Genomic DNA, 15,376 nt, shown 5'->3' with positions numbered 1-15,376 from the left:
TTTAATCCTCACACTCAGGAGTTCATTGCTTCGGCTAGCTTAGCCAGTCGAGCACGAATAGAGCCGTCGATAACCATATCATCGGTTCGAACGATCACACCACCGATAATGGACTTGTCCACTTCGGAAGTCAGACTCACTTCGCGGCCCAGCTTGGAGCTCAGTGCCTGAGTTAATTTTTGTTGCTGCTGCTCGCCCAGATCAAAGGCAGTTGTCACGCTTACTTCAACAGAATGCTGTTGATTAGCTTTCAACTGTTCAAACTGCGCAGAGATCTCTGGTAACAAAGCCAAGCGCTGATTTTCGGCCAACAAAGAGATAAAGTTCTTCGTTGACTGATCCATCTGCTCTTCGCAGACAGAGTTCATTGCTTCAGCTTTCTGTTCGCTAGTAAGACCAGGGTTACCCAGAACCAGTTTCATCGTCTCATGCTGAGCGACTGCAGAAGCAGTTGCCAGCATGGTAGACCACAGGTCAAGATTACCCTTATCCACAGCGTACTCGAAAGCGGCTTTGGTATAAGGCCGAGCGACTGTATTGAGTTCAGCCATCGTAAACCTCGCTTAAAGCTCAGCAGCTAGTTTTTCAACAAGCTGTGCGTGCGCATTAGCGTCAACAGACGCTTCAAGAATTTTCTCAGCACCAGCTACTACAAGAGCAGCAACCTCAGCACGTAGAACTTCTTTGGCACGATTTGCTTCCTGATCGATTTCAGCTTGAGCAGCTGTGACAAGGCGAGCTGCCTCTTCACGTGCTTTCTCTTTAGCTTCATCAACGATCTGGTTAGCTCGCTTATTAGCCTGTTCAATGATGGCGGCTGCTTCTTCCTTGCTCTTACGCATATCAGACATGGCTTTTTCTTGAGCCAGTTCTAAATCACGTTGAGCGCGGTCGGCAGCGTCCAGACCTTCTGCAATTTTCTTCTTACGTTCTGCCAGCGCACCAGTAATTGGTGGCCAAACGTATTTCATACAAAATACAACGAAGAAGGCAAATGCAATGATCTGACCAAAGATGGTTAGATTGATATTCACGCCATTACCTCTCGCGGTTGTCTTAAAAAGTAGTTACCCATAAAGGGACGTATGTAGCTCTACTTATGCAACAGCGAACAGTACGTACAGACCCAGACCAACACCGATCATAGGTACGGCATCAACCAGACCCATTACGATGAAGAATTGAGTACGTAACAGTGGGATCAGTTCAGGCTGACGAGCAGCACCTTCAAGGAACTTACCACCTAAGATGCCGATACCTACAGCGGCGCCTACAGCCCCCAGACCCATCATCAGTGCACCAGCGATGTACAGCAATGCCATTTCCATCAGTTTTTCTCCGATTTTTAATTGCTAAAGTTTAAGTTAATATTTAAAAAGAAATCGTTTAATTATTCAGTTATTACAACTACTTAGTGGTCTTCATGCGCCATGGCCAGATAGACAATCGTCAGAACCATGAAGATGAACGCCTGCAGCGTAATTACCAGAATGTGGAAGATCGCCCATGGCACAGACAGCAGCCATTGCGCCCAGAACGGCAGCAGAGCGATCAGGATAAAGATCATCTCACCTGCATACATGTTACCGAACAGTCGCAGCGCCAGTGATACTGGCTTAGCCAACAGGCCTACGATCTCCAGGAACAAGTTGAAAGGTAGCATCCATTTACCCAGCGGCTGGAAAGCCAGTTCGCCAAGGAAACCACCTAAACCCTTCATTTTGATACTGTAGAACAGAATCAAACCGAACACTGCAATCGCCATACCTAAGGTAGCGTTGATGTCCGTAGTCGGTACGACCTTCATATAGACGTGATGTGGATCCGCGCCAAACGCTTCACCGATCTTCTGAGTCAGGAAAGGAATCCAGTCAACGGGGATCAAATCCATGGTATTCATCAGGAAGACCCAAACAAAAATAGTCAGTGCCAACGGGGCAATTAACGCATTTTTGTAGTGGAAAATACTGCTTACATTATCTTCAACGAACTCGATGATCACTTCAACGAAGTTCTGTGTGCTGCCTGGAACACCGGAGGTTACTGTTTTAGCAACTTTGCGGAACATCCAGATAAAAAACAGGCCCAAACCTACAGACCACAGCATTGTATCTACGTGAATTGCCCAAAATCCCATTTCTGCTGCTTCCTGAGCAGTATGAGCAAAGCCCAAACCACTTTCAGGGTGCACACCAAACGTCCAGTTCGTCAGGTGGTGGGAAATATAGGCTGAGGAAGTCATTTCACTAGCCATTACTATCTCTCTCATTCAAAGTTTTAAGAATCTGTTATTTAACTTCAACTGGGCGACAAAACCGGCCAGCTGAAGCCATATATAAGTGCCAAATAAGGAAAATGGATTCAGAGGTTGAATCAGGATAAACACCGCAGAGAAGAGTGCGATGGATAAGCCCATTTTCCATATTTCACTCGTATATAGCTGTGCAATAACAGCGCCAGGAGTATTTTTTGCTTGTTTCGCAATCAGTGCTCGCCAAGCGAACACATAACTGGGCAGTAAAAAGATCATACCTCCACAAAGGGATGAGTATGCTGCACTCACGCTATGCGATAGTGATACTCCAGCAATCACTATCATACTAACTACTTGAATCAAGAAGACTTTTCTAAATTGTTGCAAGGCGATACGAGCATGAACGCCAGGTTTCCGGTGCCCGTTTCTCATATCGATACAACCTCAGTTTCCGTCATCTGCAGTTCAGGGCCTTGATAGATACCCTCAACAGCCAGCGCATTATAGGGGCTTAATGCCTCTGCTTCAACACGATTCAGCTCGATTTGCACTTTTGTATTAGACCGGCAGAGACGAAGAACTAAGTAAATACCCTAATATCGGTATCTCTAGGCACAATGCCGGTCAAAAAAACCTTTTTTATTTAAGGGCTTTCATGATGGCATCAAATTTTTCACGGTTTTCATAAGCGATGGTAATTTTACCTTTGCCTGCCGCGTTCTCACTGATGGAAACTTTGCTGTTCAGTCGACTCGAAAGAGAATCTGATAGGTCTTTCAGCAGAGGATCTGGTTTTTTGGGTGTTTGGGCTGGTTCGGTTTTCTTCTGCTGCAGCTTGCGCACCAGATCTTCCGTCTGCCGAACCGACATATTTTTACCAACGACTTCTTTGGCCGCCACAATTTGATCTTCGCCATCCATACCCAACAGCGCACGCGCATGACCCATTTCCAGATCACCGTACTCTAGCATCTTCTTCACCTCATCGGTGAGATGCATCAAACGTAACAGGTTAGTCACCGACGAACGGGATTTACCAACCGCATCCGCGACTTCTTGCTGGGTCAGTTCAAATTCCATTTTCAGGCGATCGAGGGCGATCGCTTCTTCCATGGGATTCAGATTTTCCCGCTGAATGTTTTCAATCAGCGCCATCGCAATCGCCGCTTCATCAGGCACATCACGAATAATCGCAGGAATCGTCTCTAAGCCAGCCATCTGACTCGCACGCCAGCGACGTTCGCCCGCAATAATTTCATAGAGGTTATCGGCGATAGGACGCACCACTATCGGCTGCATAACCCCTTGGGCACGAATAGAATTCGCCAACTCTTCCAGTGCCTGAGGTTCTAGATCTCGACGCGGTTGATATTTACCCCGCTGAATCTGATCAACCGACATCAAGCAATAACCATCGGTACCGTTCTGTGTGGCCTCTGTTACAGCTTCCTCTGCATAATTAGTACCGGTTGATAACAGAGCATCCAGCCCCCGTCCTAAACCACGCTTTTTAGCCGCCATCAATCAGTCTTCCTGTTCCTGTGTATCTGCCTGTTTTTTATCATTCTGATTCGATTTACGAATCAGTTCACCCGCCAATGCCAGATAGGCGATTGAGCCCCGCGAGTTTTTATCGTACATCAACGCCGGCAACCCATGGCTGGGGGCTTCGGCCAAGCGAACGTTACGGGGAATAACCGTGCGGTAAACCTGATCACCAAAATATTCGACCAAGTGATCAGAAACATCTTTAGTCAGACTCATCCGCGGGTCGAACATGGTGCGTAGAATGCCCTCGATTTTCAATGAGGGGTTTAAGCGTTTATTAATCTTATTGATGGTGCCGACCAACGAACTGATACCTTCCAGGGCATAATATTCACATTGCATCGGAATAATTACGCCACTCGATGCTGCCAACGCGTTAACGGTGAGTAGATTAAGCGAAGGCGGATTATCAATCAGAATAAAATCGTAATTCGCTTTAACTTTTTCTAACGCCATCTTCATTCTGAATTCACGCCGTGGTAACTGTAACAGTTCCACTTCAGCGGCCGTCAGATCGCCATTCGCGCCGACCAAGTCATAGCCGGCGGGTGCGCCCTTGATAATGGATTCTTCCATGGTCGCTTCACCGATAAGCACCTCATAAACTGAATTTTTCAGATTATGCTTATCGACACCGCTCCCCATTGTCGCGTTACCCTGAGGGTCCATATCAATCATCAGCACCCGTTTCTTGGTGACCGCTAACGAAGCGGCCAAGTTAACGCAGGTCGTCGTTTTGCCCACGCCACCTTTTTGGTTGGTGATGGTTAATATTTTGGTCACGTTCAAGTTCTCCCTAACATCAGCAGATGTCGCTCGCCTTCGGTACCCGGCACATTCAGCCGTACACTCTGACGCAGATTAATAGACTCGGGTAATAACTCGATCTCCTCAACAGGATACATCCCTTTCATTGCAAGAAAAACACCTTCACTGGCACATAGATGTGAGGTCCAATGCAGCATATCCTGCAATGACGCAAACGCCCTTGATATCACCCCGTCAAAGAGAACATCTGGCGTATATTTTTCAACCCGTTCATGAATTACATCGACATTGTCTAAACCGAGTTCGGCTTTGGCCTGAAATTGAAACCGACTTTTTTTGATATTACTGTCAAGCAGTGTAATCGGTAGATCGGGACGACAAATCGCCAACGGAATTCCCGGCAAGCCAGGTCCACTGCCAACATCAATCAAACGTTCAACATCGATATAGGGCAACACACTGAGACTATCGATCAGATGTCGGCTAATCATCTCTTCAGGTGAACGCACCGCCGTAAGGTTAAAGGTTTTATTCCATTTAACCAGCAACGCATGGTATTTCAGCAATTGCTCGTATTGCTCATCGCTGAGTTGAAGATCGATCTGTTGGCACTGTTGTTCGAGTAGATTACGGTACTGCGGCATCAATTCAGCGCCTTCTTCTGGGTCATCTGCTTTTTCTTCAAGTGAATCAATAACAACGAGATCGCTGCAGGTGTCATACCCTGAATCCGTGCTGCTTGCGCAATACTTTCAGGTCTAACCTGTTCCAGTTTAGAGGTCAGTTCATTGGACAAACCACCAACCGAGGCATAATCAAAATCGACCGGCAACAGCGTATCTTCCTGACGCCGTACCTTTTCGATGTCCTCTTTTTGTCGATCAATGTAGCCGGCATACTTGATCTGAATCTCAACCTGCTCAGCCACTTGAGGATCCGCTACCGGTGTGCCTTTTAAACCTGCTACCGAGGCATAGTTCAGCTCTGGACGCTTAACCAAGTCTTTAAGATTATATTCACGGTTAATCGGCTGCTGTAACTTGGCATTCAACACTGCCGCTTCGGGAGTGCCTGGTTGTATCCACGTCTCCTTGAGACGCTGGTTCTCCAATTCAACCGCTTCACGCTTATCGCAGAAACGCTGCCAGCGCTCATCATTGACCAAGCCCAATTCGCGGCCTTTTTCGGTCAAGCGTAAATCCGCATTGTCTTCCCGCAAAATCAAACGGTATTCCGCTCGGCTGGTGAACATACGATAAGGTTCTGAGGTGCCCATGGTAATCAGATCATCAACCAGCACACCGAGATAGGCTTCATCACGTCGTGGATACCACTGGTCCTTCTCCTGAGCACGCAGGGAGGCGTTAACACCCGCGAGTAACCCCTGAGCACCGGCTTCTTCATAACCGGTTGTACCGTTGATCTGACCGGCAAAATAGAGACCATTGATCACTTTGGTCTCTAAGGTGTGCTTTAGATCCTGCGGATTAAAGAAATCATATTCAATCGCATAGCCTGGTCGAGTGATGAAGGCGTTTTCAAAACCTTTGATGGATCGCACCGCCGCTAGTTGAATATCAAACGGCAAGCTGGTCGAAATACCATTGGGATAAAGCTCATGGGTGGTCAAACCTTCTGGTTCGACAAACACCTGATGGCTGGTTTTATCTGCAAACCGAACAATCTTATCTTCAACCGATGGACAGTAACGTGGGCCGACCCCGTCGATAACACCGGTGTACATCGGTGAGCGATCTAATCCTGAACGCAGAATGTCATGAGTGCGTTCATTGGTGTGAGTAATAAAACAGCTAATTTGCCGTGGATGATCCGCCAGTGATCCCATAAACGACATAACCGGTGTGGGTGTATCGCCGGGCTGCTCTTGCAACAAACTAAAATCAACACTGCGAGCATCAATACGTGGTGGCGTTCCGGTTTTTAATCGGTCAACCCGTAAAGGCAGTTCTCGTAAACGATCTGCTAAGGCAATTGATGGTGGATCACCTGCCCGACCACCGGAGTAATTATCTAAGCCGATATGAATTTTACCACCGAGGAAGGTACCCACGGTTAAAACAATGCTTTTGGCAAAGAAACGCAGCCCCGCTTGAGTGACAACCCCTTTGACTGTATCACCTTCGACAATCAGATCATCCGCTGCTTGTTGGAACAATTGCAGATTGGGCTGATTTTCGAGAATCTCGCGAATCGCGGCTTTATACAGAATACGGTCAGCTTGAGCACGGGTCGCTCGTACGGCTGGTCCTTTACGGGAGTTAAGGGTCCGAAATTGAATGCCACCTTTGTCAGTGGCGATGGCCATCGCTCCACCTAACGCATCAATCTCTTTAACCAGATGACTTTTACCAATGCCACCAATGGCTGGATTACAAGACATCTGTCCCAGGGTTTCTATGTTGTGGGTTAACAGAAGTGTTTTAACACCTGTGCGTGCAGCTGCGAGAGCGGCCTCCGTTCCGGCATGGCCACCACCAATTACAATCACATCAAAGTGGTCAGGATAGTCCACTGCTTAACCTCATCATTTAATTAAAGAGAGCCTGAATTTTTATGCCGATAGGCAGTGGCTCAGAAAAAGGCGCTAAGTATAAACCTAAGGGGTCAATATAGAAATGGTTAAACTTTGAACACCTTTTAATCAGTTTCTTTTTTAACGATTTTTTATATATTAATTAAATATGTTCTTAAGATATGTTTTTTATTTTTATGGTTATTATTAAGCAGGCTACTTTCAGTTGATAACCAGTATATCTATATATATTTCAAATACTTAAAGTCAATAAAACCCTGTTGTATAACTGCGATTAACCGCTGGATAGGGTGTCACAGAGCTGTGCGTAACTAGGCTCTTTATGCACAGGGGTTATTATACACAGCTTCATCAACCGGTTACTCCCCGGTAGTTATACAGATTACACACAGGGTTTAGTGGATAAAATTGAGGGGCTGTTAAATCCATCAGATCCACTGTTAACTTCTTAAGTAAGGATATCTTTGTTGCGGATAACTAATAAAGCTTCTTAAAGTAGATCAATGACATTAACTTGCCCTTTTAGAAGATAAATATCTTTAGTAACAATAGCTTACTTTGATCTTGATACTTGAATCTAGGTATCGGCACTTAGGCTTGATCGATTCAGTATAAAAAGTATTGTGAATATTGTTATTAGATAAGCACCGGATCTGCACACTTTATTGACCCTTAATCCATAGGCTATCCACAGCTCGCTGTGAGTAATTATAAGGTGTTAATAAAGCGTTATATGTAACTTATTGATAAATATAGATAAATAGTCAATATTCTGTTTTTTAGAACTGTTTGTAACTTTAGGGGAAGGTGCTTAGACGAGTGCCGGGATGAAGATGGCTATAAGCTGTGGGTAACTAGCCGTGTACGAAGTGAATCTGGTTGCGCCGGATTTATGGTGGATAAGTGGATTTTTTTTTAGGGGCGATCAAAGATCGACCCCATTTTGTATTAACCACTGTTTAAGCTGCCCTAACGGGAGTGCGCCACTGACTCTAGCGACCTCTTTACCCTGGCGAAACAGGATTAGGGTCGGGATCGAACGAATCTGTAGTTGAGCACCGATGCTTTGCTCGGCTTCGGTATCGAGTTTAACGAGCCTCAGTTTAGGTTCAAACTGCCCTGCCGCCTGTTCAAATACCGGTCCAAATTGCTGACAGGGTCCACACCAACTGGCCCAGCAATCGACTAAAACAGGGATATCATTACGGCTAATCATGCTTTGATAATTAGCGGCGGTTAGCGCCGTGGTGGCTCCTTTAAACAGCGGTTGTTTACACTTACCACAGTTAGGTTTATCAGCCAGCCGAGCGGTTGGTACGTTGTTGGTTGCCGAACAATGAGGGCAACAAATACGGGTTGTCATAGTGAATCCTTACTTACTAAACAGATGTTATGCGGCTTGTTATGGGCTTAAATAGCCAGCTTATTGCAGCATAAAACAACTAATATATACGCTTATTGGCGTATTGTAATATCAGACTTTACGCTCAAATGAGTCGTCAAGATAGGGTTGTTAACGGCAAATTGAAGTCGATATATTAGTTATTAAACGACTCGCTAACAGGGCGATTCCTTGCCTCTATGTTGGATTGACGGTATAGTTTTTGACCACTATTTAATGACTTATCATAAGGTAATCTGTTTTGCGTCTTACCCCGCCATAGGCTTTCCCTCTTAAGGTTACACACTCTCGTGACACCTCGATGCCGTCTCAACGGTTGATTTGTTGCTATCTAAACACCTATTTATCTGCATGCCGTCACTTTCATTGGGGACATGACACGTCTGTTCTCTGCTGAATGCCGGTGTGTGCTTAACATCTAATAAGGTTTTTTTATGCTGGAAAAAATGAAACATGAGTGGCTCTGCAATATTCGGGGCGACCTGCTTGCCGGTATTGTGGTTGCATTGGCGCTGATCCCCGAAGCGATTGCGTTCTCGATTATTGCCGGGGTTGACCCTAAGGTTGGCTTATACGCGTCGTTCTGTATCGCTGTTATTATTGCCATTGTCGGTGGCCGGCCGGGTATGATTTCGGCAGCCACCGGTGCGATGGCACTGTTGATGGTGACCTTAGTCAAAGACTATGGGCTCGAATATCTACTTGCCTCGACCTTATTGACCGGGCTGTTTCAAATCCTTGCTGGCTTTCTAAAGCTGGGGAGTTTGATGCGTTTCGTGTCCCGCTCGGTGGTGACTGGGTTCGTAAATGCTTTAGCTATTCTTATTTTTATGGCCCAGTTACCCGAGCTTACCGATGTTACCTGGCACGTTTATGCTATGACCTTGGCTGGTTTGGCTATTATCTATCTGTTTCCTTATCTACCGGTTATCGGTAAAACGATCCCCTCACCGCTGGTGTGTATCGTGGTCTTAACCGCTGTTGCCATTACCCTAGGATTGGATATTCGTACGGTTGGGGATATGGGCGAATTACCTGATACATTACCTATATTTTTATGGCCGGATGTTCCTCTTAATATGGAAACATTGATGATTATATTGCCCTATTCTGTTGGCCTAGCGGTGGTTGGTTTACTGGAATCGATGATGACCGCGACCATTGTTGATGACTTAACGGACACTAAAAGTGACCGGAATAAAGAGTGTAAAGGGCAAGGCATGGCGAATATTGGTGCTGGTTTAATGGGCGGTATGGCCGGTTGTGCCATGATTGGACAGTCCATTATCAATGTCAAATCCGGTGGTCGTGGACGACTGTCGACTTTTACGGCGGGCCTATTTCTGATCATTATGATCGTTTTTCTGGATGAATGGCTTAAGCAAATTCCGATGGCTGCTCTCGTGGCAGTGATGATTATGGTATCTATTGGTACCTTCTCTTGGAGCTCAATTAGAGACCTGAAAAAGCACCCTCTTTCAACCAATATTGTCATGATTGCAACAGTAATCGTGGTGGTGGCGACCCATAATTTAGCCTTAGGTGTATTGGTCGGTGTACTGTTGGCGACGCTGTTTTTTGCTAACAAAATTGGTCGCTTTATGGTCGTCAAGTCGGCTCAAGAGAGCGATGATGAACGTGTTTATCAGGTCGCAGGTCAGGTGTTTTTTGCTTCGGCAGAGCAATTTATCGAGTCATTTGACTTTAAGGAAGCGGTTGATAAAGTCGTCATTGACCTGACTCACGCCCACTTTTGGGATATTACGGCGGTCTCTTCGCTTGATAAAGTGGTGATTAAATTTAAGCGAGAAGGCGCCGAGGTTGAGATTATTGGTATGAGTGACGCGACAGCAACCATTGTTGATAAATTTGGCGTCCACACAGACCCTCAAGAAGTTGAAAAGCTAATGGCGGGTCACTAGGAGATAACAATGAATAAGATTATTACATGTGTGGATGGTTCTGTTTACTCCGAGGCGGTTTGTCGAGCGGGTATTTGGGCGGCGAAAAAACTCGATAAAGTGATTCTGTTTCTGCACGCGATCGAAAAGAATAACAGCGCTAAGGTTGAAGATCTTAGTGGGGCTATCGGTCTTGGCGCCCGCTCTTCGCTGTTAAATGAGATGGCATCACTGGATGAACAGCGCAGTAAACTGGCATCAAAGATTGGTAAAGAGATACTCGAAGATGCTTACCAATTAGCTCAGCAGCAGGGCTGTGAACAGGTTGAAAAGACCCAGCGTCATAGTGATATTGCTGAGGCGGTCGATGACCTAGAGGCAAGCGCCCGCTTGATCGTGATAGGGCGTTCTGGGGAAAGTCATGGGCAAGATTTTAAAGCCCTTGGTTCGCATATTGAGCAAATACTGCGGCAGGTCCATACCCCGGTACTGATTACGAATAAAACGTTCCGCGAGCCGAGCAGTTTTATGTTGGCCTATGATGGACGGGAAACGGCAGATAAGGCGGTTAAACGGATTATCGAGGGGGGGTTATTGCACAAGATGACCTGTCACTTAGTCACTGTGAAGAACAATCAAACGGCCTTGAAGGACAAGTTTCAGCTGACCGAAAAGCTGCTTATTGAGCATGGTTTTGAGGTGAAATCGAGCTTTTTAGACGGCAATATTTTCGCCTCATTAATGGATTATAAAGCCAATCATGAGGTTGATATGTTGGTTATGGGAGCGTTTTCTCACTCTAAATTTGCCCATGCTTTTTTGGGCAGTAATACACTCAAAATGATTGAAAAAACCGAGCTTCCACTGGTGATTTTAAGTTAATTTTTCGGTTATTTGGCTTAGCTTTTGTAACAGAGTTAAGCCGTTTGAGCACTGTTTAAAGACTAAAAAGGGCTTGTTCTCTATCATTGAGAACAAGCCCTTTTTTATGTCGGCTATTCGGTACGGCTATTGAAGCGAACTATTTACCGATACAGAACGAACTAAAAATCCTTCCTAATAGATCATCAGAGCTAAACTCGCCGGTAATCTCACTCAGATGCTGTTGTGCTTGACGCAGATCTTCCGCTAATAACTCCCCTGCACCGCCATAGATCAGTTGTTCTTGGCCGGTTAATAGCAGACTTTCTGCTCGGTTAAGTGCATCGATATGACGGCGTCTGGCAAGGAAGCCACCTTCGGTGGTGCTGGCAAAACCCATGCAATCTTTTAGGTGTTGACGTAGATTATCGACGCCAATATCAGCTTTGGCAGATAGGGATATCAACGTATGGCCATCATGCTCACCGATAATCGGTTGTTCTGAGGTGAGGTCACACTTGTTACGGATAACCGTGATCTTGCTCTTATCTTCTAAGCGGCTAACGAACTCAGGCCAGATCTGTTGCGGGTCGTCGGTGGCGGTAGTGCTGCCATCGACCATCAGTAGTACCCTATCGGCCTTTTGAATTTCATCCCAAGCACGGCTGATACCGATACGCTCGACTTCATCGGGAGCATCCCGTAAACCGGCGGTATCGATGATATGCAGCGGCATACCATCGATATGGATATGCTCTCGCAAGACGTCTCGGGTGGTGCCGGCAATATCGGTAACGATAGCCGACTCTTTACCGGCTAAGGCATTCAATAAACTGGATTTACCTGCATTGGGACGGCCAGCAATCACGACGTTCATTCCTTCACGAATCAGGCTGCCCTGGCGAGCTTCCTGCTTGACTTCAAATAGCTTATCGATGATCTGTTGTAGATCTCCGGCTACTTTGCCATCCGCGAGAAAGTCGATCTCCTCTTCGGGGAAATCAATCGCCGCTTCAACATAGATTCGCAGCCGTGTGAGTGCTTCAACTAGCTGGTGAATACGCTCGGAGAAGGCTCCCTGAAGTGATTTAAGGGCACAACGGGCGGCCTGTTCTGAGCTCGAATCGATCAAATCGGCGATCGCTTCCGCCTGAGTGAGGTCGAGTTTGTCATTGAGGAAGGCACGTTCGGAAAACTCACCGGGATTGGCTAGTCGGGCACCACATTCGACGACGCGACGGAGGATAAAATCCATAATAATCGGGCCGCCATGGCCCTGTAGTTCAAGTACATCTTCCCCCGTAAAGGAGTTAGGTCCGGGAAAATAGAGCGCTAGGCCCTGATCCAACTCATGCTTATCGGCATCATAAAATGGCCCGTAATGGGCATATCGAGGTTTGGGGATGAAGCCGACTACCTGCTCTGCAATTGTCGCGGCCAGTTTGCCTGAGACGCGCACAATACCCACGCCTCCGCGTCCGGGAGGAGTCGCCTGAGCGGCAATGGTGTCTTGGTTAATCAGCGTCATCGGAACCTCGGAAAAATGATTAAGCAGTATATTCGCAGCTAGGGATTTTAGCATATAAGCGCCCTGGCTCGAACGTCACAAAAATGTGACTTGTGTAGCTCGAAAAAGCCAGCTTAGTGGTTTGATAGCAGCAATAATCGTCAGCGACGAGCATAAAAAAAGGCCTCCGAAGAGACCTTTTCTATTTGTTAGTGAAGACTTACTTAGTGCCTTCACCTTCAATTTGCTTGTTGATTATATACTGCTGAGTGATCGACAGAATGTTGTTTACCAACCAGTACAGAACCAAACCTGCTGGGAACCATAGGAAGAAGAAGGTAAAGACGATCGGTAGCATCTTCATAATCTTCGCCTGCATAGGGTCCGGAGGCGTTGGGTTCAGCAACTGCTGAATAAACATAGTCGCCCCCATCAGGATAGGCAGCATGAAGTAAGGGTCCATTACCGACAGGTCATTGATCCACAATGCGAATGGCGCATGACGTAGCTCAACCGATTCCATCAATACCCAATACAGAGCGATAAACACCGGCATCTGCGCCACGATAGGAAGACAGCCGCCAAGCGGGTTGATCTTCTCTTTCTTGTATAGCTCCATCATCGCCTGAGACATCTTCTGACGGTCATCACCGTGAAGCTCTTTCAGACGGGTCATCTCTGGACCAAACTTACGCATCTTCGCCATCGATTTAAAGGCTTTGGCGTTCACTTGGAACAACAGCGCTTTAACAACGATAGTGATAAAGATGATGGCGACACCCCAGTTGCCTACAAACCCATGAATGGCTTTTAGCAACCAGGCTAGCGGTGTAGCGATAAACCAGAGAATGCCATAATCAACGGTCAACTCTAGGTTAGGAGCGGCCTGTTCTAATAGGTCAGTATCTTTAGGACCGGCATAAAAGTTGGCTTTAACTGTTTTGCTTTCGCCTGGTGCAACGCTAAACTCAGGTGAAACAAAACCGGCAATATAGTTACCGTTACTAACGCGGCTACTATAGCTGTATTCAGCACCAGCATCTGGAATCCAAGCACTCAGGAAGTAATGCTGTGACATGGCGACCCAACCATCTTGGCTGACTTTCTTGATGTTGGCTTCCTGCATATCATCGAAAGTTACTTTCTCATAATGCTCATCAGCGGTTGAGAAAACAGCACCGAGGAAGGCTTGCATACCCATACTGGTAGTTTGAGAAGGGTCTTTTGAACCGTCGCGTTTGATCTGGCCAAACAGTTTTGCCTGCCAGCTTTCGCTAGAGCCGTTGGTGACCAGAAAATCCTGTTCAATCTTGTAGCTACCCGCAGTGAAACGGAAGCGCTTAGTGACCACAACGCCATCATCACCGGTATGCACCAGATCAACAACCAGTTCTTCACCATCAAGTTGATAACTGTTTTCCGCGGTAGTGTACTGTGGGCGACCCTCAGGGCTAGCATCGAGGCCATTCTTACCAATCAAGCCGCTTTGAGAAACATAGGTACGGTTACCGTTCTGCTCTAGCAAGACAAACGGTTGATCATTATCCAGCGCTGCTTTGTGTTTTGGCAGAGCCAGTTCAATGATGTCGCCACCTTTGGTATCGATCAGCAGTTCAAGCACATCGGTCTTAATAGAAACCAGTTGCTGTTGTGCTGTGGTTGCGAGCGCTTTTGCTTCGGGCAGATCAGTATTGGCAGACACTGCACTTTCTGTTGTTGGCAGATCACTGCCTTCATTACTGGCGACTGTTTCAGCTTTTGATTGGTAAGCTGAAACAGATTCGGCCTGAGCAACCGGTACAGGTTTAACCCCGTAGTCCTGGTTCCACTGAAGCACTAGCATATAAGAGATTATTGCCAGTGCTGCGATCAATATAATGCGCTGTACATCCATGGTTTCTGGACCATTCAGTTATGAGTTTGATTTTGTTTTATCGGATTTTGCCTTGGCCCGGCCAATCAGTCTGTTCCAGCTGCGTGTAATAAGCGCTTGAACTTCGCTGTTATCAATATCTCCAAGACCTGGTCTGGCCAGGATGACGATATCAACATTGGGTAGCTTATGCTGATTAAGACGGAAAGACTCGCGAATAATACGCCGAACGCGGTTACGATTAACAGCTAAACGGATATTTTTTTTGGAGAAGACAAAGCCAACGCGGGAATGCTCTAGCTCGTTTGGACGTGCAAGGATCAACAGATGCTTATCTGACACCTTGAGGCTGGCTCGGCTGAATACCTGTTTAAAATCCCCACCAGTCAAAAGTCTCAACTGGCGGGGATAGCTGAATTCATTCATTCAGAGAGCCTGACAGGCAAAAATTATGCTGACAGACGCTTACGGCCTTTTGCACGACGACGGTTAATCACAGCGCGGCCGTTTTTAGTTGCCATACGAGCACGAAAACCGTGAGTGCGTTTACGCTTAAGGTTACTTGGTTGAAATGTTCTTTTCATTGGTCAGTCCTACTAACATACAGTGTGGTGGTATCAGTAAGGTTGGCTGAATCCCACGGTCAAAAACAGACGCGAAATTATAGGGAAAACATTTCTGCATTGCAAACCATAACTGGCAATAAAG

Annotated in this window: 16 protein-coding genes; 2 read left to right on the top strand and 14 right to left on the bottom strand. The window is 46.4% G+C overall.

Annotated features, from left to right (window positions below):
• Nucleotides 1–14 precede the first annotated feature (14 nt).
• The 10 genes from ACN0T0_RS10525 to trxC form a co-directional block, all read right to left on the bottom strand.
• A complete protein-coding gene (locus tag ACN0T0_RS10525; RefSeq protein WP_417225825.1) occupies nt 15–551 on the bottom strand; it encodes a F0F1 ATP synthase subunit delta in 537 nt (178 codons plus the stop codon).
• A gap of 12 nt (nt 552–563) precedes the next feature.
• The gene (locus tag ACN0T0_RS10520) at nt 564–1,034 is read right to left on the bottom strand and encodes a F0F1 ATP synthase subunit B (RefSeq protein WP_417225823.1); all 471 of its coding nucleotides are present in this window, start codon (nt 1,032–1,034) and stop codon (nt 564–566) included.
• A 63-nt stretch (nt 1,035–1,097) separates the two neighbouring features.
• A complete protein-coding gene (atpE, locus tag ACN0T0_RS10515; protein ID WP_091354170.1) occupies nt 1,098–1,328 on the bottom strand; it encodes a F0F1 ATP synthase subunit C in 231 nt (76 codons plus the stop codon).
• Nucleotides 1,329–1,411: 83 nt separating this feature from the next.
• On the bottom strand, nt 1,412–2,254 hold the full coding sequence (gene atpB, locus ACN0T0_RS10510) for a F0F1 ATP synthase subunit A (protein ID WP_417225820.1): 843 nt from the start codon (nt 2,252–2,254) through the stop codon (nt 1,412–1,414).
• Nucleotides 2,255–2,269: 15 nt separating this feature from the next.
• Nucleotides 2,270–2,686 (bottom strand): ATP synthase subunit I, encoded by a 417-nt coding sequence (locus ACN0T0_RS10505; protein ID WP_417225818.1) that lies wholly within the window; start codon nt 2,684–2,686, stop codon nt 2,270–2,272.
• 207 nt (nt 2,687–2,893) lie between these two features.
• Nucleotides 2,894–3,775, bottom strand: coding sequence for a ParB/RepB/Spo0J family partition protein (locus ACN0T0_RS10500; protein ID WP_417225816.1), 882 nt, complete (start codon nt 3,773–3,775; stop codon nt 2,894–2,896).
• A gap of 3 nt (nt 3,776–3,778) precedes the next feature.
• On the bottom strand, nt 3,779–4,585 hold the full coding sequence (locus tag ACN0T0_RS10495) for a ParA family protein (RefSeq protein ID WP_417225814.1): 807 nt from the start codon (nt 4,583–4,585) through the stop codon (nt 3,779–3,781).
• A gap of 2 nt (nt 4,586–4,587) precedes the next feature.
• A complete protein-coding gene (rsmG, locus tag ACN0T0_RS10490) occupies nt 4,588–5,214 on the bottom strand; it encodes a 16S rRNA (guanine(527)-N(7))-methyltransferase RsmG (protein WP_417225812.1) in 627 nt (208 codons plus the stop codon).
• Complete coding sequence (gene mnmG / locus ACN0T0_RS10485; protein ID WP_417225810.1) at nt 5,214–7,103, bottom strand: tRNA uridine-5-carboxymethylaminomethyl(34) synthesis enzyme MnmG; 1,890 nt, start codon at nt 7,101–7,103, stop codon at nt 5,214–5,216. The genes rsmG and mnmG overlap by 1 nt, the downstream gene beginning before the upstream one ends.
• A 946-nt stretch (nt 7,104–8,049) precedes the next feature.
• Nucleotides 8,050–8,487, bottom strand: a complete 438-nt coding sequence (gene trxC / locus ACN0T0_RS10480) for a thioredoxin TrxC (RefSeq protein WP_417225808.1) — start codon at nt 8,485–8,487, stop codon at nt 8,050–8,052.
• A 473-nt stretch (nt 8,488–8,960) separates the two neighbouring features.
• Here trxC and ACN0T0_RS10475 point away from each other — a divergent pair, with 473 nt between their 5' ends.
• Both ACN0T0_RS10475 and ACN0T0_RS10470 read left to right on the top strand, forming a co-directional pair.
• Nucleotides 8,961–10,448 (top strand): SulP family inorganic anion transporter, encoded by a 1,488-nt coding sequence (locus ACN0T0_RS10475; RefSeq protein WP_417225806.1) that lies wholly within the window; start codon nt 8,961–8,963, stop codon nt 10,446–10,448.
• Between the two features lie 9 nt (nt 10,449–10,457).
• A complete protein-coding gene (locus tag ACN0T0_RS10470; protein WP_417225804.1) occupies nt 10,458–11,309 on the top strand; it encodes a universal stress protein in 852 nt (283 codons plus the stop codon).
• Between the two features lie 139 nt (nt 11,310–11,448).
• Here ACN0T0_RS10470 and mnmE read toward each other — a convergent pair whose 3' ends face one another.
• The 4 genes from mnmE to rpmH all read right to left on the bottom strand — a co-directional run bounded on the left by mnmE (nt 11,449) and on the right by rpmH (nt 15,252).
• Nucleotides 11,449–12,816, bottom strand: a complete 1,368-nt coding sequence (gene mnmE / locus ACN0T0_RS10465) for a tRNA uridine-5-carboxymethylaminomethyl(34) synthesis GTPase MnmE (protein WP_417225966.1) — start codon at nt 12,814–12,816, stop codon at nt 11,449–11,451.
• Between the two features lie 199 nt (nt 12,817–13,015).
• A complete protein-coding gene (gene yidC / locus ACN0T0_RS10460) occupies nt 13,016–14,689 on the bottom strand; it encodes a membrane protein insertase YidC (protein WP_417225802.1) in 1,674 nt (557 codons plus the stop codon).
• An 18-nt stretch (nt 14,690–14,707) separates the two neighbouring features.
• The gene (gene rnpA / locus ACN0T0_RS10455; RefSeq protein ID WP_417225800.1) at nt 14,708–15,094 is read right to left on the bottom strand and encodes a ribonuclease P protein component; all 387 of its coding nucleotides are present in this window, start codon (nt 15,092–15,094) and stop codon (nt 14,708–14,710) included.
• A 23-nt stretch (nt 15,095–15,117) separates the two neighbouring features.
• Nucleotides 15,118–15,252, bottom strand: coding sequence for a 50S ribosomal protein L34 (gene rpmH, locus ACN0T0_RS10450; RefSeq protein ID WP_091354204.1), 135 nt, complete (start codon nt 15,250–15,252; stop codon nt 15,118–15,120).
• Between the last annotated feature and the right edge of the window lie 124 nt (nt 15,253–15,376).

This window comes from Amphritea sp. (assembly GCF_048266285.1).
In the GTDB taxonomy this organism is placed as follows: Bacteria; Pseudomonadota; Gammaproteobacteria; order Pseudomonadales; family Balneatricaceae; genus Amphritea.
Note: the sequence above shows the minus strand (reverse complement) of the source record. Positions and strands in the feature narration are given on the sequence as shown.

Bases quoted from the DNA above. Each gene is read 5' to 3' on its own strand.
- rnpA (WP_417225800.1), bottom strand. From the start codon at position 15,094: ATGAATGAATTCAGCTATCCCCGCCAGTTGAGACTTTTGACTGGTGGG.
- rpmH (WP_091354204.1), bottom strand. From the start codon at position 15,252: ATGAAAAGAACATTTCAACCAAGTAACCTTAAGCGTAAACGCACTCAC.
- ACN0T0_RS10505 (WP_417225818.1), bottom strand. From the start codon at position 2,686: ATGAGAAACGGGCACCGGAAACCTGGCGTTCATGCTCGTATCGCCTTG.
- atpE (WP_091354170.1), bottom strand. From the start codon at position 1,328: ATGGAAATGGCATTGCTGTACATCGCTGGTGCACTGATGATGGGTCTG.
- ACN0T0_RS10475 (WP_417225806.1), top strand. From the start codon at position 8,961: ATGCTGGAAAAAATGAAACATGAGTGGCTCTGCAATATTCGGGGCGAC.
- atpB (WP_417225820.1), bottom strand. From the start codon at position 2,254: ATGGCTAGTGAAATGACTTCCTCAGCCTATATTTCCCACCACCTGACG.
- trxC (WP_417225808.1), bottom strand. From the start codon at position 8,487: ATGACAACCCGTATTTGTTGCCCTCATTGTTCGGCAACCAACAACGTA.
- yidC (WP_417225802.1), bottom strand. From the start codon at position 14,689: ATGGATGTACAGCGCATTATATTGATCGCAGCACTGGCAATAATCTCT.
- ACN0T0_RS10525 (WP_417225825.1), bottom strand. From the start codon at position 551: ATGGCTGAACTCAATACAGTCGCTCGGCCTTATACCAAAGCCGCTTTC.
- ACN0T0_RS10470 (WP_417225804.1), top strand. From the start codon at position 10,458: ATGAATAAGATTATTACATGTGTGGATGGTTCTGTTTACTCCGAGGCG.
- mnmE (WP_417225966.1), bottom strand. From the start codon at position 12,816: ATGACGCTGATTAACCAAGACACCATTGCCGCTCAGGCGACTCCTCCC.
- rsmG (WP_417225812.1), bottom strand. From the start codon at position 5,214: ATGCCGCAGTACCGTAATCTACTCGAACAACAGTGCCAACAGATCGAT.
- ACN0T0_RS10500 (WP_417225816.1), bottom strand. From the start codon at position 3,775: ATGGCGGCTAAAAAGCGTGGTTTAGGACGGGGGCTGGATGCTCTGTTA.